This is a genomic window from Leptolyngbya sp. GGD (genome assembly GCF_026735145.1).
GTDB classification, from domain to species: Bacteria; Cyanobacteriota; Cyanobacteriia; order Leptolyngbyales; family Leptolyngbyaceae; genus Leptolyngbya; species Leptolyngbya boryana.
Window position 1 is genome coordinate 767,514 of sequence record NZ_JAPQKE010000002.1, and the last position, 19,677, is coordinate 787,190.

The 19,677-nt window shown below is 47.9% G+C and carries 13 protein-coding genes; 6 read left to right on the top strand and 7 right to left on the bottom strand.

Going from position 1 to position 19,677, the window contains the following annotated elements; translation table 11 throughout:
• Positions 1 to 72 precede the first annotated feature (72 nt).
• The 5 genes from ureC to OU814_RS12495 form a co-directional block, all read right to left on the bottom strand.
• Positions 73 to 1,782 (bottom strand): urease subunit alpha, encoded by a 1,710-nt coding sequence (gene ureC / locus OU814_RS12475; protein ID WP_190647087.1) that lies wholly within the window; start codon positions 1,780 to 1,782, stop codon positions 73 to 75.
• 126 nt (positions 1,783 to 1,908) lie between these two features.
• Positions 1,909 to 3,024 carry a LuxR C-terminal-related transcriptional regulator gene (locus tag OU814_RS12480; RefSeq protein ID WP_268183220.1) on the bottom strand — a complete coding sequence of 372 codons (1,116 nt, stop codon included), beginning with the start codon at positions 3,022 to 3,024 and terminating at the stop codon, positions 1,909 to 1,911.
• A 56-nt stretch (positions 3,025 to 3,080) separates the two neighbouring features.
• The gene (locus OU814_RS12485; RefSeq protein ID WP_268183223.1) at positions 3,081 to 6,272 is read right to left on the bottom strand and encodes an efflux RND transporter permease subunit; all 3,192 of its coding nucleotides are present in this window, start codon (positions 6,270 to 6,272) and stop codon (positions 3,081 to 3,083) included.
• Complete coding sequence (locus OU814_RS12490; protein ID WP_017286275.1) at positions 6,269 to 7,609, bottom strand: efflux RND transporter periplasmic adaptor subunit; 1,341 nt, start codon at positions 7,607 to 7,609, stop codon at positions 6,269 to 6,271. The genes OU814_RS12485 and OU814_RS12490 overlap by 4 nt, the downstream gene beginning before the upstream one ends.
• Positions 7,610 to 7,859: 250 nt before the next feature.
• On the bottom strand, positions 7,860 to 8,603 hold the full coding sequence (locus OU814_RS12495; RefSeq protein ID WP_026148413.1) for a phosphoadenylyl-sulfate reductase: 744 nt from the start codon (positions 8,601 to 8,603) through the stop codon (positions 7,860 to 7,862).
• A gap of 95 nt (positions 8,604 to 8,698) precedes the next feature.
• Between OU814_RS12495 and OU814_RS12500 the strand changes: the two genes are divergently transcribed.
• Positions 8,699 to 9,292, top strand: a complete 594-nt coding sequence (locus OU814_RS12500; protein ID WP_190647091.1) for a Uma2 family endonuclease — start codon at positions 8,699 to 8,701, stop codon at positions 9,290 to 9,292.
• Here the strand turns inward: OU814_RS12500 and cobU are convergent.
• Complete coding sequence (cobU, locus tag OU814_RS12505) at positions 9,289 to 9,819, bottom strand: bifunctional adenosylcobinamide kinase/adenosylcobinamide-phosphate guanylyltransferase (RefSeq protein WP_268183227.1); 531 nt, start codon at positions 9,817 to 9,819, stop codon at positions 9,289 to 9,291. The two genes, OU814_RS12500 and cobU, sit on opposite strands and share 4 nt — an antisense overlap.
• 79 nt (positions 9,820 to 9,898) lie before the next feature.
• Here cobU and OU814_RS12510 point away from each other — a divergent pair, with 79 nt between their 5' ends.
• From OU814_RS12510 to OU814_RS12525, 4 genes are all read left to right on the top strand, one after another.
• Entirely contained in the window at positions 9,899 to 10,621 is a 723-nt protein-coding gene (locus OU814_RS12510; protein ID WP_190647093.1) for a hypothetical protein, read from the top strand.
• Positions 10,622 to 10,665: 44 nt separating this feature from the next.
• Complete coding sequence (locus tag OU814_RS12515; RefSeq protein ID WP_268183230.1) at positions 10,666 to 11,610, top strand: glycosyltransferase family 2 protein; 945 nt, start codon at positions 10,666 to 10,668, stop codon at positions 11,608 to 11,610.
• Between the two features lie 90 nt (positions 11,611 to 11,700).
• On the top strand, positions 11,701 to 13,236 hold the full coding sequence (locus OU814_RS12520) for a type IV pilus twitching motility protein PilT (protein ID WP_268183232.1): 1,536 nt from the start codon (positions 11,701 to 11,703) through the stop codon (positions 13,234 to 13,236).
• Positions 13,237 to 13,977: 741 nt separating this feature from the next.
• Positions 13,978 to 15,573 carry an NAD(P)H-quinone oxidoreductase subunit 4 gene (locus tag OU814_RS12525; RefSeq protein ID WP_190647095.1) on the top strand — a complete coding sequence of 532 codons (1,596 nt, stop codon included), beginning with the start codon at positions 13,978 to 13,980 and terminating at the stop codon, positions 15,571 to 15,573.
• Positions 15,574 to 15,632: 59 nt separating this feature from the next.
• On the opposite strand, the gene OU814_RS12530 is transcribed toward OU814_RS12525, so the two are convergent.
• Positions 15,633 to 16,748 (bottom strand): quinone-dependent dihydroorotate dehydrogenase, encoded by a 1,116-nt coding sequence (locus OU814_RS12530; RefSeq protein WP_326498300.1) that lies wholly within the window; start codon positions 16,746 to 16,748, stop codon positions 15,633 to 15,635.
• A 145-nt stretch (positions 16,749 to 16,893) separates the two neighbouring features.
• On the opposite strand from OU814_RS12530, the gene OU814_RS12535 reads away from it, so the two are divergent.
• Positions 16,894 to 19,623 (top strand): GAF domain-containing protein, encoded by a 2,730-nt coding sequence (locus OU814_RS12535; RefSeq protein WP_268183236.1) that lies wholly within the window; start codon positions 16,894 to 16,896, stop codon positions 19,621 to 19,623.
• Positions 19,624 to 19,677 lie beyond the last annotated feature (54 nt).

Sequence of the window (19,677 nt, forward strand, 5' to 3'; positions counted from 1 at the left end):
CAATTGGATAGGGAGATAGAGAGAAATCTAAAATCATGGTTCTCCCCACTCCCTACTCTATAAAGTTCCGGATCAGAATAAAAAGTACCGCTGCGCCATCGGTAACACCGTTGCAGGCTCACACGTGAGCAATTCTCCATCTGCACGCACCTGATAAGTTTCAGGATCAACCTCCATCTGCGGCATTGCATCATTTAATTTCATATCCCGCTTCGTCAAGCTCCGAATTCCCGACACCGGAACTAACTGTCTTTGCAGATTCAGCGAACCCAATCCGCCTTTCTTGAGCGAAGCTTGTGAAACAAAGGTAAGAGAAATCGGCGCGATCGCACCTCCAAAACTGCCAAACATCGGACGCATATGCACAGGCTGTGGAGTCGGAATACTTGCATTCGCATCTCCCATCTGTGCCCATGCAATCATGCCACCTTTGATCACCAGTTCTGGCTTCACGCCAAACATTGCAGGTCGCCATAGACACAAATCAGCCAATTTCCCAACTTCGACTGATCCCACATGGTCTGCAATGCCATGAGTGATCGCAGGATTGATCGTGTACTTGGCGACGTAGCGTTTTGCGCGGAAATTGTCATTGCGATCGCTATCTTCTGACAAAGCGCCGCGCTGAACTTTCATCTTGTGACCAGTCTGCCAAGTCCGAATGATTACTTCTCCAATCCGCCCCATCGCTTGCGAATCCGAAGACAACATACTGAAAGCACCGATATCATGCAGGATATCTTCAGCCGCGATCGTTTCTCGACGAATCCGAGATTCTGCAAACGCCACATCCTCTGGAATACTGGGATCAAGATGATGACAGACCATCAACATATCCAGATGCTCATCCAGCGTATTCAGTGTGTAAGGTCGGGTCGGATTTGTCGAAGAAGGCAGAACGTTTGCCTCACCACAGACTTTGATAATGTCTGGAGCATGTCCACCTCCTGCACCTTCGGTGTGATAGGTGTGAATGACTCGATTTTTGAACGCTGCGATCGTATCTTCGACAAAGCCCGCTTCATTGAGTGTATCCGTGTGAATCGCAACCTGCACATCATACTCATCTGCAACGCTGAGGCAGGTATCGATCGCGGCTGGAGTCGTGCCCCAATCTTCATGGAGCTTTAATCCCATTACACCCGCCTTAATTTGTTCTTCGAGCGCATCCGGTTGGCTCGAATTTCCTTTGCCCAAGAAGCCTAAATTCATCGGAAATGCTTCAGCCGCTTGCAGCATCCGATGAATGTACCAAGGGCCAGGAGTACAAGTCGTCGCATTCGTTCCCGCAGCAGGTCCAGTTCCACCTCCAATCATGGTCGTAATGCCAGATGCGATCGCGACTTCAATCTGTTGGGGACAAATGAAGTGAATATGGGTATCAATTCCACCTGCCGTAAGAATCATGCCTTCTCCAGCGATCGCTTCGGTTCCTGGTCCAATGATGATAGTCACATTGTCTTGAATGTAGGGGTTACCCGCTTTTCCGATCGCATGAATTTTGCCGTCTTTGATGCCGATATCCGCTTTGACGATTCCCCACCAGTCGAGAATCAGCGCATTCGTAATCACTGCATCGACTGCACCCTCTGCATTCGTAATCGGAGACTGCCCCATGCCATCCCGAATGACTTTTCCACCGCCAAATTTCACTTCATCCCCGTAAGTCGTCAAGTCTTGTTCGACTTCGATGATCAATTCAGTGTCAGCTAAGCGAACGCGATCGCCCACAGTTGGACCAAAAGTTTCAGCATAGGCGCGGCGATTCATGCGATAGCTCATAGGGCAACCTCAGACAAATTCTCGGTTGTTTATTATCAGGGTAATTTTTCTAAGTTCTGGATGCCTTTAGGATTTTGACGGATTTTGGGGGAATGGGGAGTGGGGAGTAGGGAGCATGACTTGTGGCTAGATCCAGCCTGATGAGAGTGCTTGATAAATCGCTTGATATCGGGTTTTTGCTTGCAACTTGCTCAGTACGTTGTTGATGTGAAACTTCACTGTGCTCTCACTAATAATTAAATGTTCAGCCACATCGCGATCGCGGTGTCCTTGCGTGAGCAGCGTGAGAATCTCGACCTCTCGTTCCGACAAAATCGAGGGTGACACAATCGAAGTATAAGGAACACTCAGAACAATCTGAAGCAGTTTTTGGTCAGAACTTAATTGGGTTTGAATGTCGCGATGTTTAGAAGTGGGAAAAATGCGATCGAAAGATGCCGCTAACCATCGAACAGCATCTGGTTCAGCAATTTTTGCTGTGGGAACGGTTGCTTCGAGTGAAACTGCACTCTCACTGTAGATCAAGCGACCATAAGAGCAGTCCACAGTGCTGAGAACTTCGGCTGCTTTGAGAAACCCATAGACAATCGACGGTGCTAAACTTCGCTCTGTCCCTACTAGCGTCAATCGTGCTGTTTTCAACACAGTTACAAGTTGCTCAGACAGCATGAGTTCACTAGCTTGGCTAGTAGAAATCAACTGACTATGCTGTGTTTGCTGATACTGAATTGCAGTATCTAAAGAAATGGTGACAATCGTGCAGAGCGTTTGTAAAACCTCCAAAAATTCGGGAGCTAGCACATGGCGGCTAAACATCGCGAGTACGCCAATCACGCGATCGTGGGCAACTAACGGATAGCCTGCAAAGCCTTGAATTCGATTGTCGATCGCCCAGTCTCGATCGCCCACCCAAGACTCAGCAGGCAGATTGTTACTCAAAAAAGCAATGCGATTTTGCGCGATTTTGCCAACTTTGTAAGCGCCGAGCGGAACTCTAGCAAATCTGCCATCCGTGCGAGTGTGTAGCCCTGCGGATGCAACGAGTCGCAGCATCGCTTGATCGGTGTCGAGGAGCCACAATCGAGCCATTGCAAAGTCGAACCGATCAATTAATCCGGTGGTGACTGTTCGCGCAATTTCTTCCGGAATCAGACAGCCTGAAAGCGTTTGAGCAATCTCATTGATCTGTTGCAAATCGAGCAGAATCCTTGCCGAATCAGCGATGCTTGGCAGTTGGGGCATTAGAAATCTCGATCGAAGAATCTAGTGACTCGATTATACTGCCGGAAACTAATCTACTAAGGTTCAGTCACACTCAAATCATTGGAATTTGCCATTGCACCATGCTCGACAGGAATCACGATCGATTTCTGCCCGAAGCAATCTCTCAACAATCCCATCAATGCTGGCACGACCGTCGGAGTTAATATCGTTGAGAATGCTAATCCTCCCGTCAGGACAATCCCCAACCCTTGATACAGTTCTGAGCCTTGTCCAGGTAAAACAGCAAGCGGCAACATTCCCAAAACACTGGTTCCTGCCGACATAAAGATTGCTCTCAATCGATCCTTCGTCGCACTTAAGAGTGAGGAATCGTAATCTTCTCCTTCCTGCTGAAGTTGCAAAGCATGATCGACAAGTAAAATCGCATTGTTCACGACAATTCCAGTCAAAATCACAAATCCCAACGCAGTAATCATATCCAATGGAACTGACATCCCTGGAATTTGATTGACTAACACTAAGCTCAATAACGCACCACTCATTCCCATCGGAATCGTTGCCATAATCACAACTGGATAGAGAAACGAGCGATATAAGGCGATCAGCAATAGATATGTAATCAGAATCGCAAATACAAAGGCAGAGGATAATTGCGAAACGGTTCTGGCGAGTTGATCCGCCGTTCCAGCGAGTTCGATGCGATAGCTTGCAGGCAAGTTTGCGCGGGCTGGAGCTAATATCTCACGATTGACTTGATCGACGATGGCTCCTAACGATGCCGTGTCATTGAGAGATGCCGTGAGCGTAATCGATCGCTCTAAATCCGTGTGATTAATCACATCGGCTCCGGTAGTTTCTCTGACTTCCGCTACATCACTCAACTGAATCTGTCTCCCTCGTGCAAACAGGGGCAATTCTCGTAGCTGTTGAGGCGTTTGTACGAACGCATTTTGCAGTTCAACGGTGACATCGAGTTCTTTTTTCCCATCGACAAACTTAGAAGCTAGTCTTCCTCCTAAAGCCGTCTCGACCATTGAGCCAACTTCAGATTCGGAGAGTCCAACTTCTGCAAGCCTTTCGCGATTGGGCACGACTTGTAATTCGCCTGCACCGAGCACAAAGTTCGATCGCACATTCCGAATGCCATTCAACCCGCGCAACTTACCGGAAATTTCTCGATCGAGTTGCCCCAATTGATTCAAATCTGTTCCAACAATGTCCACCTCGAATTCTTTGCCCGGATCACGGAAGATGGATGGACGCACCGGAACCATGAATCGATAACCCGCGAAGTTATTACTCGCAGCGCGGAATCGGTTAACCATTTCTGCAAGTCCGCGCGTTGTCGCGTATTCAGGCTTGAGAATGGCTGAAATTGCTCTCAATCCTCCAGGTCGATCGATAAACATCACGCGATCGACCTCCGGTTGCGATCGCACAAAGGCTCGAACCGGCTCAGATTGCTTGATAGCTTCTGTAACACTGGTTCCGGGTAGCGGTTCGACTCGCCACTGAATCGTATTGCGATTTCCTTCAGGCAGATAATCCGCTGGAGGAAGCAGCAAGAAGCTCGCTACGAGCAATGACACCGGAATTGCTAGAACCATCAAGCGCCGTCCCATTCTTCGCCGCCCGATTGACCAGCGCACCGTTCTGACTAAGAAGCGTTCTAACTTTCCTTGAACGTGGCGAAATACAGTAGAAGTTTGCGCAATCGATCGCTCAAACCAATTGCCACCCCGATATTCTCCACCTTCAAACATCTGCACTGCTTCTGACTCTTTCAGAAACAATCCCGACAGCATCGGAACTAAAGTAATGGCTGCAAACAATGAGAATAGGGCAGAACAAGACATGGTAATTGCCATATCTGCATAAAGCTGTCCTGCTTCCCCTGTGACCATCAGCAGTGGAATGAAGACGACAACATTCGTGAGCGTCGAGCCGAGCATTGCCCCCCACACTTCTTGAGTTCCGTCGATCGCTGCTCGAAAGGCATTTTTTCCACGCTGCATGTGGGTAAATACATTTTCGATCACCACGATCGAGTTATCTACGACCATGCCCGTTGAGAATGCAATCCCAGCAAGGCTGATAATATTCAGCGATCGACCCAACCCCGACAGAACAATGAAAATCATCACTGAACTAATCGGAATCGTAATTGCAATCACAGCAACCGTTCGCATCGATCCTAAGAACAAGAGCAAGACGATTGTTGCAAGTAACGCTCCAGCGATCAGGTTTTCCTGCACGAACTTCACAGATTGACCAACATATTCGTTTTCGTCATAGTTAAAGACGAACTGAATTCCTTCTTTCTGCTCATCGAACTGAGCTTGCAGTTCAGAGATCGCTTCACGAACCCCTTTGGAAATCTCAGGGACATTTGCTCCAACCTGGCGAATAATGCCAACTGCGACTGCGGGCTTATCATTAAACAGAAAAGCACCATCGCGAAGCTTGCGCCCCATTTCTACCTTTGCCACATCGCGAATGTAGACAGTTCCTGCCGCATCTCGCCGCACCACAAAGCCTGCAATCTGTTCAATATCTTGCGATCGACTAATCGTTCTGACACGATATTCTCGTCGCCCTAGCTCCAGAGGACCCCCTCGAATATCGCGATTGTTTTCCCGCAGCACTCGCACCACATCACCGATCGTTAAATTGCGATCGGCTAATGCCTTGGGATCAACTCGAACTTCAACTTCTCGCTGCCGTCCGCCAGGAACAATAAACTGCCCAACGCCTTGAACTCGCCGCAATCGAGGTAAAACAATTTCTTCTGCTAAGTCCCGATAGTGATCAGGATTTGGCTCAAATCCAGGCTTTGTATCAAAGGGAATCCACATCATCGGAGAACTATTGCCCCCGACCAATTCCACATTCGACTCCGATGCTTCCGGTGGCAGACTCGAAACCTGCTGCAATCGATTGATCACATCGACCAATCGACGTTCAACATCGGTTCCTTCCTGAAATTCCAGCGTGATCGAACTCGCGCCAGCACGCGAAGCACTACTAATCTCTTTCACGCCCAGAACTTCTTCCATCTGTTCTTCGATCGGGCGAGTAATCAAATCTTCAACTTCTGTCGGAGCCGCACCTGGATAAGCTGTGCGAATTGTAATCTCAGGTCGATCGCCCCCTGGCTGCAATTCAAGCGGCAGTCGAAACAAAGAAAATACGCCAAAAATGGCAAGTAGACAGAACAAAACAAACGTTCCGTGTCTCCAGCGAACCGCAGTTTCAATCAATTTCATGATGGGTCTCCGACAATTTTGACGGGTGCACCTTCATTCAATCCATCTCCGCCTCGCAGGACGATCTCTTGTCCCGATCGCAGTTCTGAGCTAAAGATCGCGACTTGTTTGCCCATATCTGTGACAAGTTCAACCGGGATCGGTTTTGCTTTGCCATCTGCGATCGTAAAAACAAACCATTCATTTCGCCGCCGCGTCAAAACATCCCGTGAGACGACAAAGCTTTCTCGATTCGTCGGTAATGTCAAAGCACCCGAAATCGCCATCCCAGGCAACATTCCTTGTGGTGGATTGATCTGAACCCTCACGCGTTGCCGCCGAGACGTTGTATCCGCAGAAGGCACAACGGCTGTAATGGTTGCTTGCTGTTTCCACTGCGGCAAAGCTCTAGCAGTTAACGCGATCGACATCCCCGGCGTCACTCTCCCGCTCAAATCCTCCGGCAATTCCAAGAACACATCAACTTGATTCCCGGAAACAAGGGTAACAATCTGCCCCGAACTTTGAACTAAATCGCCTCGGCTCACATGCCGGGTTTGGACAATTCCCGATTCGGTTGCGACGATCTGAGTTCGTCTCTGAGCCAGTTGAGCCTGATTGACCGTCGCGATCGCTGCTGCGACAGTTGCTTTTTGTGCGTCAATCTCTTCTCGAATTGGACCTGCTTTTGCTTCTGCTAAGCTTGCTTCTGCTGCGAGTCGTGCTTCGGTCGCTTGATCGACGTTCGATCGCGCTTCGACTAACAATCGCTGCGAAATGGCTCCTTCTTTCACGAGTCCAGACGTTCGCTTGAAGTTATCCTGAGCTTCCTGTTCTCGTGCTTTTGCTGCATTCACCGTTGCCTGTCGCTGCGCGATGATCTCCGGTCGCGTTCCGACTTGCAAGCGAGCTAAATTGCTGCGTTGTTGAGCAAGTGCTGCTTGGGCTTGAGCAATCCCTAACTGTTGATCGGAATCATCGAGAATTGCGATCGCCATCCCTGCTGTAACGCGATCTCCAGGCTGGACTAAAATCTCCTCCACAATCCCGCTGGTCTGCGCCCGAATCGTCGATTGCTGACTGGCTTCAACTTGTCCTAGAAGTTGTACCGTTCGGGTTGGAGTTCCCGTTGCCAGTTTCGTCGTTTCAACCGCTCTGGGGGGTTGCCCTTGCGGTTGAGCTACGGCAGGTCTTTCTCCTACCGGACTGAACATTCGCCAAACCCCAAATCCACCTACAGCGACTAGCCCAGTGCAAAGCAACCAGATCCAAGGTCTGCGATTTGGGGTGGTCGGTTGAGCATCGAATGTTTCAGGAGGATCGATCGAGGGCTGATGTTGAGAGTCGAGGGATTCCATAGTTCAATGACGCGAAAGAGCAAAGCGGTCAAAGAGTACGCGAGACAAGCGAATGGACGATCGTCGAGGACTCGAAGCTAAATTTTTACGAATTTTTAATAATCATTGAGGATTCTAACCGATCGATATCGAATTTGGAAGGAAAAGTTATGCCGTAAAAAAGCCTTAGAATTTCTCTTCTAAGGCTTTTTCCAGATAATTTAGAATTCAGACGAAATACGAGTCGTGGGTCAACCCTCCGCCCCCACTTCTACGATTCCGTTGGATTCACAGCATGTAATCCACATTCCTTCTTCGTCGCATCTTCCCACCACCATCGACCTTCACGCTCATGCTGATTGGGTAGCACTGCTTTCGTACAAGGCTCACAGCCAATGCTGATAAAGCCCCGCTCATGCAGAGGATTGTAGGGAACTTCATACGCCCGAATGTAGGTCCAAACTTGAGCAGACGACCAATTCGAGAGCGGATTGAATTTGATTAACTCACGATCGCCAGAAGAAAACGCACCATCGACTTGCACGATCGGCACATCTGAACGAGTCGAAGGGCTTTGATCTTTGCGCTGTCCCGTAATCCAAGCATCTAAAGTAGACAGCTTGCGGCGCAGGGGCGCGACTTTGCGAATTCCGCAGCATTCTTTGTGCCCATCTTCGTAGAAGCTGAACAGCCCTTTCTCTTTGACAAAAGCTTCGAGTTGTGCGGCATCGGGAGAGAGAATGTCGATTGCAATTCCGTAGTGTTTTCTGACTTTCTCAATAAACTGGTAAGTCTCGGAATGCAGCCGCCCTGTATCCAAACTAAAAACCTGAATGTCCTTTTTCAAGCGATGTGCAATGTCAATGAGTACAACATCTTCTGCACCGCTAAATGAAATTGCAATGTTGTCATATAAGCTCAGTGCCTTTGCCACAATTTTCTGAGGACTGAGGCTCGATAATTCCTCATTTAAGCTAGGAATATCTAGAGCGGGTTGCGCGGTACTTTGCGCCATGATTGTGTTCTCCGGATCTTCGTCAGCATCCATTATCTAACTTCAGGGGACGGATTGTGTTGAGTTAAACTAGAGCATCTTGGTGGAGTTGAAAAATGACACAAGCGAAATCTCGATTTCGCACGATCGAGGATTATCTGGCGTATGACGATGGAACAGACATCCCTTACGAATTGGTTGACGGGGTGTTAGTCGAAATGGGCGCGGAAAATCCTGGGAATATTGCGATCGCAATTTTTTTGATCTCTGTCCTCCTCCAACTTTCAGTTCCTCACTATCTCATTCATCGCGGAACTGAAATCGTAGTTCCGAGTCAAAGTGTGACCAGTCGATATCCCGATTTGATCGTCTTGACGGAAGCATGTTGGTCGGCACTTTCTGGAGCGAAGCGATCACTCATCACACCAGAGATGCCTGCTCCTGCTTTAGTAATCGAAGTCGTTTCGCCCGGTGAGCCAGGAGAGAAAAACTACGACAGAGACTACATCGATAAGCGGAAAGAATACGCAGCGCGAGGCATTCCAGAGTATTGGCTGATCGATCCGTCTCGAAATGTCGTCATTGTTTTGCATTTGAGCGGACAACTCTATCAAGAAATTGGACGTTTTCAGGGTCAAGATCAGATTGTTTCTCCTACATTTCCAGGGCTAACTCTAATCGCAGAACAAATTTTGCAAGCAGGTGTTTAGCTCAAAGGCATCCCAAGCTGACTCAAATTCAAAACATGTCCTCCTACGACTAAATAAACGGTATCCGCGATCGCGCCCAACCGCCGCGTTAAATTCCCCAAGCGATCGCGAAACACTCTTCCTATCGGATAAGCCGGAACTACACCCCAGCCTGTTTCTTCTGCCACAAAAATGAGCAAGCTTTCTGTTTGTTCAAAACTCTGAAACAGATCGGCAATTGTCTTCTCCCATTCCGGTTCAGACTGGTCTAAAAGATTCGCCAACCAAGTTCCTAGCGAATCAATCAATAGACAATTCGATGAATTCGCGATCGCATCACTTAGCTCGACTGGAACAGATTGAGTCTGCCATTCCAAAGGACGACGTGATCGATGTAACTCAATCCGCGCCTGCCATTCTGGATCGTCAGAATTTTCTTGAGCTGTTGCAATATAAATGACAGATTGACCGGAATCCGTTGCCAGTTTTTCTGCCCATTCACTTTTGCCCGATCGCGCTGCCCCTGTCACCAAAATCACTTGTGCCATAAATTTTTCAGATAAAATCTTTGCTGAATCTGAATTCCCCGCTACAATTAGCCTTACTTCAACCTAAGACAGAGCAGCAATGAAGAAAGATCTGCGGCGAATTGAAGACACCTTACTTCAACTCAATAAACGAGTCCCCACGCTCGACACTGCTCCGACCCCAGAACCTGAACCTCTGCAAAAACCAGTCTCATTTGATCTTCACACAAAGCCGCCCAAAGTCGTTGAACCTGAAATCGCTGCACCTCCGAGTGTTAAACCCGCGCCAAGTTCAGACCCCAAGCCGCTCAATCTCCCTAAACTCAAAGCACCTAATTTTTCCAGCCATCGCAACGCCGCAAATCCTGCTTTGGCATCCAGCCTGCTCGCTGAAATGCAAGTGATCACAGAAAGCTGGCACACTGAACTGAACCAAATCTTACGCCAAATCCAGGATCTCTATTTAGAAGGCCCCATTGTCGATGGCTGGCTCGAATCCCACACAGGTGAACCCCTCGGTGATCTTTCCACGCTTCGTCATGCTGAAGTTGATCGCTTAATGAGCTACATCGAAGAAATCTGCGCCACCCCAATTCCAGGGACAAAAGACGCGCCCAAAGCCGGATATCGTCTCTGTGGCATTAATGCCGACGGTCAGCGCTGGTCATATCCCTGCCCGACAGAGCAAATTCCCAGCCTCAGCCTTGCGATCGCCCGATATCACAAACTTCGCCAACTGCTCGATCGCAAACAAACCTTAGAAAATCGTCTCACGGGACTAGCTGAAACGCTCGTAATCATGCACGGACAGATGCAAGATTAGGCGTTTCGGGCACTCTAAAGCTTGACTTGATTCAAGCCTGAGGTATGGTTGTGCCCACACTCCCCATTTCCGCCATCATTTGCACCCACAATCGCGATCGCTATCTCGGTTTAGCGATCGATAGCCTGCTTGCCCAGGATTTCGCAGACTTTGAAATCATCGTCGTCGATAACGCCTCCACCGATAGCACTCGTCAAGTCGTCGAAGCTCGATTAAAGAACCCGAAAATTCGCTACATTCATGAACCTGAAATCGGCTTATCCGTCGCCCGCAACACAGGTGCAAGAATTGCCCACGGCGAGATTTTGGCTTACTTAGATGACGATGCGATCGCCTCTCCGCATTGGCTCACCACCCTTTATAACGCCTACCTTCATAATCCAAACCTCGCGATCGCGGGTGGCAAAGTCACTTTAATCTGGACAGATGACATGACGGCTCCAGACTGGCTCTCGGATGGACTTGCCGGAAATTTAGGGGCATATGATTTAGGAGATTCGGTCGTTAACATCGATCGCCCCGGACTGACCCCACGCGGCTTGAACTACTCCATCCGGAAAACCTTTCTCAATCAGATTGGCGGCTTCGATCCGAATCTAGGACGAGTTGGTAAAAATCTTCTTTCTAATGAAGAACTTCACATGACCAATCGCGCCCTGCAAATGGGCTGGGAAGTTGCCTATATTCCGGATGCTCATGTTGCGCATCATGTCGCTCCGGAGCGCGTCAAACGACAGTGGTTTCTCAATCGCGGTTGGTGGCAAGGCATTAGCGAATGTTATCGCGAACAAATTGCAGGCGAAGCTGGAATCGGTCAATTTCGTCGTGGGGGAGAACGCTTAATTCGTGGACTGTACAAGTCCGTCAAATTTGCGACGAACCCAACTCAGCGGTTTGAAAATCTTGTTTACAGTTACGGTCAAATTGGCTATTTAATCAAAGCCTTGCAAGGACTTGTCTTTTCTTCTAGATCTGTAAAGCGATCGTAAAACTTATCCGTATAGCACTGACAGCAGTGTTTTCATTCGGCAAGAATATTACGTAGATTCCACATCTGTAAAAATCCTGATCGTAAGAATGTGGATCAGGACGTACCCTTTCTCGTCACAGCTTTAGAAATGACTGCTACTCAGGTATCTTCCACAACACCTCAGACCGCAGCCTCGGTTCGCGATCTCGTTCAGGACGCTTATCATCAGGGGGCTTCCAGTCTCTATATGCAAATTGGTCGCGCTCCTTTTTACCGACTACAGGGCAAACTCATTCCTCAAGATCACTTTGCGCTGATCACACCCGATCGCTACAACCATTACATCCAAGAAATTTTATCGCCATCGCAGCTGAAGCAATATCTCGAAACTCAAAAGCTAGACACGAGTGTGCAGATCCAGGGGTTCATCCAAGCCCGGTTAAATTGTGGTCTGACGACACAGGGCGTTCCAGCAATGAGTTTGAGTGCGATCGAGTTGGATCAGCCGAGCGAAGATTTGAAAGAATTTGGAACCATTCGCCGCATGGTAAAAGATGCATTAGAACAAAACGCATCCGACATTCATCTGCAAGTTGGCGAAACTCCGAGATATCGCATTCAGGGACAGATGCATCTGCAAGCGCAATACGGAACCATCACATCCCGCCAGTTTGAAGAATTTCTAGAAGAAATCCTCTCCCCTGAGCAACGAGAAGCTTTTCATACCAAGCAAGAATTAGACACTGCCATTTTCTATCCAAATCTTGTGCGATGCCGAGTTAATTGCGCTCAATCGTTGATGGGTGGCGTGATGGTGTTACGGCTCATTTCCCTAGAAGTGCCCACAATCGCGAAACTCCGACTTCCCGATCGTTTAGCCCAACTCGTTGAAGAACGCCAAGGATTGATCCTCGTCACTGGACCTGTCAACTCTGGAAAATCCACGTCACTCGCGGCAATGCTGCGTCATGTCAACGACACGTTACCTCGCAAAATTGTCACGATCGAAGATCCGATTGAATATGTTCATGCCTCCAATCAATGCTTGATCACGCAGCGAGAAGTTGGACTTCATACCCAGGAATTTAAAGAGGCACTCCGCGCAGCCCTACGGCAAGATCCAGATATCTTGCTGATTGGAGAGATGCGCGATCGCGAAACCGTCGATACAGCAATCCGCGCAGCACTCACCGGACATTTAGTTCTCGGAACACTCCATACCAAAGGAACCGTCAACGCCGTGAAGCGGCTCCTCAACTTCTATACCCCCGAAGAACAAGATTCGGTTCGCATTCAAATCGTAGAAGCTTTGAGAGCCGTCATTGGACAAGCCCTTGTCCCAACGATCCAAGGCGGTCGAGCAGCAGCACTTGAAATCATGCTCAATACCGATACCATTCGCGATTATCTACAAAAAGGCTGCATCGACGAAATTTATCAACTGATGGAAGAAGGCACAGACGGCTCTCAAACTCTGAACCAAGCGTTATTCGATCTCTATAAAAATGGTGAGATTACCGATGAGAATGCGCTATCAGCATCGCTTCATCCAGACGACTTAAATTACATGATCAAAAACGAATCGCGTCGATCGAGCCGCTCTGGATTGATGAGCAAGGCTTACTACAATCAATCGCCACTCTAGGACAGGGTTGTTTTCAGCTAGAAAAAATGATTTGATTCAGCGCGTTGTGACTTGGCTCAACTCTCTAGCCCAGGATCTCGATGGGTAGAGGAACGTTGAATGTCAATCCTTATGGAGGATGCAAAATCATTCATCGCCTGAAAGTTAAATCTACCGACTTTAGTTCGATCGCGAATTCAACCGCCAGAAGTCACGGAATTCCGTGACTTTTTTATTAAGTTCTTGAAAACCTTTGCTATGTAAGTACTTCAGCCAATTATTAAATTTTTGTCATATTTAACAGCGGCTTACTATAATGTGAACGATTGTAAAGGTTTCAGAAAGGCAACCACTTCAATCCGAAAGTGCTCTGAATCATTGAGAAGATTCAGAATGTTCAGTTGATAAATCTCTTTAGATAGAGGGATTCTATGTTCCACCATCTGATAGTCCAATCCAAAAACCTCTACATTCTGTTGTTTAAGTTCACTTTACTTAATAAAACCGGGGTAGAATGATTCCAGTAGGTAGAAATCCTCATTGGACATTCCTCCCTTCTACAACTTGATCCGCCAAGCACCTTACAAGTGTTTGATCGTGGGAATTGTGACCGCCGCCTCACTATTGAGACATTACCCCGCCGCCACGACTCCCGCCGCCCGTAGCCTCGCTTTTTGAATCGGGCAACTTTAGCGGATTGAGTCTAAACGGTTTAAAGCACCGATCCCCCTCTGATCTCTCTACAAACTGGTCACTGATGTCATGGTGAGTACTTCATTTCCTTGGTTAACGGCCATTATCGCCCTACCTCTTGTCGCTTCCTTCATGATTCCCCTTGTCCCTGATAAACAGGGTAAAACGGTTCGTTGGTATGGCTTAGGTGTCGGTTTGGCGGATCTCGTTCTCGCAATCTATGCTTTTTGGAAGCACTACGATTTCCAAAATCCGGATTTTCAGCTCGTCGAAAATTACGCCTGGATTCCCCAAATCGGTGTGAACTGGACACTGGCAGTCGATGGCATTTCAATGCCGCTCGTCATTCTAGCGGCTCTGGTCACAACACTCTCCATGCTGGCAGGCTGGAAAGTTACCAATAAGCCTCGCTTGTTCTACTTTCTGCTGCTCATTATGTACAGCGCACAAATTGGGGTGTTCTGTGCTCAAGATATGATTCAGTTCTTCCTGTTATGGGAAGTTGAACTGGTTCCCGTCTACATCCTGATTGCTATCTGGGGTGGGCCTAAGCGTTTGTATGCTGCAACTAAATTCATCCTCTACACCGCATTAGCTTCGATCTTTATTCTAGTTTCGGCACTGTCGATGGCATTCTACGGTGATAACTTCACCTTCAACATGCAAGAGCTAGGACTGAAAGACTATTCTCTGACCTTTGAATTACTGGCTTACGTTGGATTTTTGATTGCGTACGGTGTCAAACTGCCGATTTTCCCACTTCATACTTGGCTACCGGATGCTCACGGTGAAGCTTCTGCTCCAGTTTCAATGATTCTGGCGGGTGTACTTCTGAAGATGGGTGGGTATGCGCTGATTCGGATGAACATGGAGATGCTGCCTCATGCTCACGTTTACTTCGCTCCGATTCTGGCGATTCTCGGAATTGTAAATATTATCTACGGTGCATTGGCTTCCTTTGCTCAAAGAAACTTGAAGCGTCGGATGGCGTACTCTTCGATTTCGCACATGGGCTTTGTGTTGTTGGGGATTGCATCTTTCACCGAACTGGGTATGAGCGGAGCAGTTCTGCAAATGGTTTCCCACGGTTTGATTGCTGCGGCTCTCTTCTTCTTGGCTGGGGTGACTTACGATCGGACTCACACCTTGGATATGGATGAAATGGGTGGACTCGCGAAAAAAATGCCTTCGACCTTTGCCCTGTTCACGATTTGTTCGATGGCATCTCTCGCTCTGCCAGGAATGAGCGGATTTGTGGGTGAGTTAGCTATCTTCCTCGGTTTCACCAGCAGCGACGCTTATACTTCAGCATTCAAAGTCGTTGTGCTTTTACTCGCTGCGGTAGGCTTGATTTTGACTCCGATCTATTTGCTCTCAATGTTGCGTGAAATGTTCTACGGCAAAGAAGGCAAAGCAGTCAAAGAGATTTTCTTAGATGCGAACCCTAGAGAGTTGTTTATTACCGCTTCCCTGATTGTCCCCATCATTGCGATTGGTCTGTATCCAAAACTGATTACGCAGACTTACGATGCGAAAACGGTTCAGGTCGCTCAGAATGCTCGCAATGCGGTTCCGGTTGTTGCACAGCAAATGGTTTCCTTGCCTGGATTAGCAGCACCGCAAATTCCTGCTGCTCAGCCCAAACTGTTGGGCATGATCAAGTAAGAAAGAGTTCCCTCAAAGAATGTTCGTTGCCTGGGTAAAAGCCCAGGCTTTTTTTGTCGCTATTGTTTGACCTGATGCGCTGAACCGATCGCGGACTTTAAATCTGAAAATCCCGATCGCTGAAGTTTTTCTTCTAATCCCTGCAAGATCCGCTTTACCATGGTTGGACCTTCATAAATCCAGCCTGTATAGACTTGAATCAAACTTGCTCCAGCCGTGATTTTCTCCCAAGCGTCTTCTGCTGAGAACACACCACCGACTCCAATAATCGGTAAGCTGCCCTGCGTTTGTTCCCAGATCAAGCGAATCACTTCCGTCGATCGCGCTTTCACAGGTGCGCCGCTAATTCCGCCTGCTTCATCTTGAATCGCATTGCCTCGAATCGTCTGAGTCTTCAGACCGTCTCGTCGGATCGTGGTATTCGTTGCGATAATGCCAGCTAATTGATATCGCTGAGCGAGTTCAACGATCGCAGCAATATCTTCTGTTGCTAAATCTGGTGCAATCTTGACCAGCAAAGGTTTTTCCGATTGATTCTCAGTTTGCAGCGCCGACAGAATTGGCTCTAACTGGTCGGTCGATTGCAGCGATCGTAAGCCTGGTGTGTTCGGAGAACTCACATTCACGACAAAGTAATCACCTAGACTTTTGAGTAAGCGAAAACTACTCAGATAATCTTCTGCTGCGGATTCTAGTGGAGTAATTTTCGACTTACCCAAATTGACTCCGATCGGGATGTTAGACACTCGATCTTGCAACCGTTCTTGTAACGCTGCGGCTCCTTGATTGTTAAAGCCCATGCGATTGAGAACCGCCAAATCTTCGACTAATCTGAACAATCGCGGCTGCGGATTTCCCGGTTGAGCGTGAAAGGTGACGGTTCCCACTTCTACAAACCCGAAGCCAAAGCTAGGTAAAACATTGGTTGCAACGCCATCTTTATCAAAGCCTGCCGCAAGTCCGATCGGATTTGGAAAATTTAACCCCCAAAGCGTTTGAGATAGCTGAGGCGAGGTATATCCATACAGGCGTTCTAAATACGATCGCAACCAGCTTTGCTCCGGTGAACTGAGCCACGAGAGCGATCGCATTGCCTGAGAATGAAGAAATTCCGGATCAGCTTTCAACCCAGAAAACAGCACCGGACGCAGCATCGATCGATAAAAATCTGACACGGTAAAAAATCAGTTCTTACAAGAGAGCAAGGCTACAGTAGCGCATTTTGAGCGTGGAATATCGTGCAAAACCAATTCGCTCCGGGCACTCTAAAGAGCGAGTAGGCAACTGTGCCTGTCCGTGTTATCCCCCGACAGATCGCTCATGGGTTACTCGAAAGAGACAACACAATCCCAACATCAATTACTTGCCCTTAGCCGTGTATTGCAACAATTACGTGAGGGTAATACTGTCGCGATCGAAACAATTTATCTCTATCTCAATACTTGTTTCATGTTCGATCTCGTTTGGATCGGACTTTACGATCGTACCGAACATCGTTTAATTGGTAAAGGGGGAAAAAGCCCAATTTCAGATTCGCCGCTGCTCAAACAGCGATTTTCACTGACAGCAGGCGATATTCTTGAACAGGCAGTGATCCAGCAAAAACCTCTGACCCTTCCAGATCTCAGAGAAGAGCAGCGAGCCAATGAATGGCGTAGATTTGCTGAAAAAGCAAATATTCAAGGCACGATCATTTTTCCAATTACGTTTAAGGATCGGTGTCATGGAGTTGCCATTTTAGGCTCGCGGCTATGGGGAAATTTTCCAAAAGCTGACGAGCGATCGCTGATTTCGATCGCATTAGGTGAGTTTGCTGCAACGCTAGAAACCGCAGAAGTAGAACTCAAAAAGCAGCAAATTAAACCCATTGATCGCCCAGTTCTGGCAATGCTAGAAGAACTGCGACTTCTTAAAAACTTTGACCAGCGATTGGATCGGGTGATCGATCAGACGCAGCAATTCATTCAGCCTGCGCGAACGAGTGTGTATTGGTTTGAAAGAACTCATCGGTGTTTTTGGCGCAGAGCAACGAGTCAAAAAGGGACACGTTTGAGCGATCAAACCGCAGGGTTAACAGTCCAAGAAATGAGCAGCTTTTATCAGGCACTCAAAGCAGATCAGGTGATTGCGATCGGTGAATCGATGGGAATGGTCAAAGCTCACCTTACCATGCGTGTCATGGAATATATTCGAGCACGATCGCTAATTGCTGCGCCGATTTTGTACCAAGATGAACTCTTAGGATTTCTTGCCGCAGAAAGTGATGAACCGAGAGTGTGGCAGGATGCAGAAAAACAGTTGATTCGAGCAGCCGCACAACTGATCGCGCTGGTATCTCCACTCGAAGAAATGGAAGCTACGATCGAGCAAATCAAACTCGATCAGGCGTTGACCGCAAAAGTTGCTCAAGCAATTTACAGCATCAGCGATGGAAAAACGGCTCTACAAAATGCTGCGGCTCTACTGATTCAACGCTTGAAAATTGATCGGGTGCTGGCTTTGAGCTATAGCGCTGATCACGATGCATTTGAAGTTCACTATCAGATCCAGCCGAAGTATAAGAAAACATTACCCACTTGGTTCGCATCATTAAGTCCGATTGATTGGCAAATGTTAGAGAAATCGACCGATGCGATCGCGATTGAGAATTTAGAAGATGATTTGCGATTTGCAGCTTGGAGAACGCCCCTCCTCGAAATGGGAGTACGATCGCTGTTAGTTTGTAATACAGCACCCGGTCAATCTATCCAAGGACTCGTGATTTTGGCACATGAAGCTCCCAGAGTCTGGAGCCAAGTAGAAAGCGAATTAACCAAGATTGTTGCTCAGCAGATTGGGATTGTCCTGAGACAGTGGAAGTTGCAGCAGCAAAATGAACAACAGCAGAAAATTTATCAAACCATTCAATGGGGATTGACCACGATTCAGCAAACCCAGCATCTGGATTTGCTGGAAAAGTCAGCTTTGCAATACATTGGTCAGACGTTAGAAGCGCCATTAGCGATTTTGGTGGCTTGGTCAGCAGGGCGACGGGTTGGACGAATTGTGCAATCGAATCAGGAGCGCAAATTCAATCTTGATCCGGTGATGAAAGTCTCGCTCGAGACGGATACCTTTCTTCACCGCGTCCTCGCTCATGAGGGAGTTCTACCAGTCTCGATCGATGAAATTCCTATTGAAACTCGCCAATGGTTAAATGCTCCCGGAATCGGTCAGCTCCTCGCCATTACACTCCGCACTGCGCCAGAGCATGAGCCGACCGGAATTTTACTGGTGGCGGATAGTTTGGGGCGGCAGTGGATTGATCGAGAACATCAAGTACTGAATACGCTGGTCGCACAGCTCGCTTGGTCACGTCGCCATTTGATGATCTCGGAAAGTTTAAAGCGCGATCGCGAACGGCTAGAACGTCTGAGCTGGTATAAGCATCGGCGTTTAGAAGACATGTATCGCACGGTGAAATTTAGCGCGTCCAAGCTAAGCGAACTCCCAGAAACAACTCCACGCCATACCCAACTTGTGCGTCAAATCGAGGACGCGATCGAACCTGCACGCCAAGTCATCCGGGATGAACAGTGGCAATTAACCGTGAGAAACGAAACCGTTCAAATGATTGGATTAGTTAGACGCGCCCTCGATCGCGTCGATCATCTGATCAAACAACGTCAACTCTGGTCACAAGTTCATCATGAAATTAATCCGATGGTCTTTGGAGACATTACTAAGATTGAATTGGTCTTGTATGAATTGCTCCTAATTGCCTGCCAGCGAGCCAATCTAGGAGGACGGATTGACATCTGGTGTCGGCCGATTGACGCACAGTGGTTAGAGATTGCAATTACCGATGATGGCACGGTCGAGCCGCGTCTCGTCGAAGATCTAGAAGCTGGACGGGCTGTAGACTTACTTGCTCCTTCGACTTTAGATAAAGTCCCTGGATTGCATCTAGCCATTTGCCAATCTTTGATGCAGCAAATGGGATCGGAATTCAACCTTTACAAATTGGAAGATGGGCGCATTATGAGTCGATTAGTACTATCAATCGGGTAGGATTACGGAATTTCATAGACTTTAGTCTTCACAAACTAAAACTCCCGATACAAT

Excerpts from the sequence above, each read along its gene's own strand:
- OU814_RS12485 (WP_268183223.1), bottom strand. The coding sequence starts at position 6,272 with ATGAAATTGATTGAAACTGCGGTTCGCTGGAGACACGGAACGTTTGTT.
- OU814_RS12490 (WP_017286275.1), bottom strand. The coding sequence starts at position 7,609 with ATGGAATCCCTCGACTCTCAACATCAGCCCTCGATCGATCCTCCTGAA.
- OU814_RS12535 (WP_268183236.1), top strand. The coding sequence starts at position 16,894 with ATGGGTTACTCGAAAGAGACAACACAATCCCAACATCAATTACTTGCC.
- OU814_RS12500 (WP_190647091.1), top strand. The coding sequence starts at position 8,699 with ATGACACAAGCGAAATCTCGATTTCGCACGATCGAGGATTATCTGGCG.
- OU814_RS12510 (WP_190647093.1), top strand. The coding sequence starts at position 9,899 with ATGAAGAAAGATCTGCGGCGAATTGAAGACACCTTACTTCAACTCAAT.
- OU814_RS12480 (WP_268183220.1), bottom strand. The coding sequence starts at position 3,024 with ATGCCCCAACTGCCAAGCATCGCTGATTCGGCAAGGATTCTGCTCGAT.
- OU814_RS12515 (WP_268183230.1), top strand. The coding sequence starts at position 10,666 with ATGGTTGTGCCCACACTCCCCATTTCCGCCATCATTTGCACCCACAAT.
- OU814_RS12495 (WP_026148413.1), bottom strand. The coding sequence starts at position 8,603 with ATGGCGCAAAGTACCGCGCAACCCGCTCTAGATATTCCTAGCTTAAAT.
- OU814_RS12525 (WP_190647095.1), top strand. The coding sequence starts at position 13,978 with ATGGTGAGTACTTCATTTCCTTGGTTAACGGCCATTATCGCCCTACCT.
- ureC (WP_190647087.1), bottom strand. The coding sequence starts at position 1,782 with ATGAGCTATCGCATGAATCGCCGCGCCTATGCTGAAACTTTTGGTCCA.
- cobU (WP_268183227.1), bottom strand. The coding sequence starts at position 9,819 with ATGGCACAAGTGATTTTGGTGACAGGGGCAGCGCGATCGGGCAAAAGT.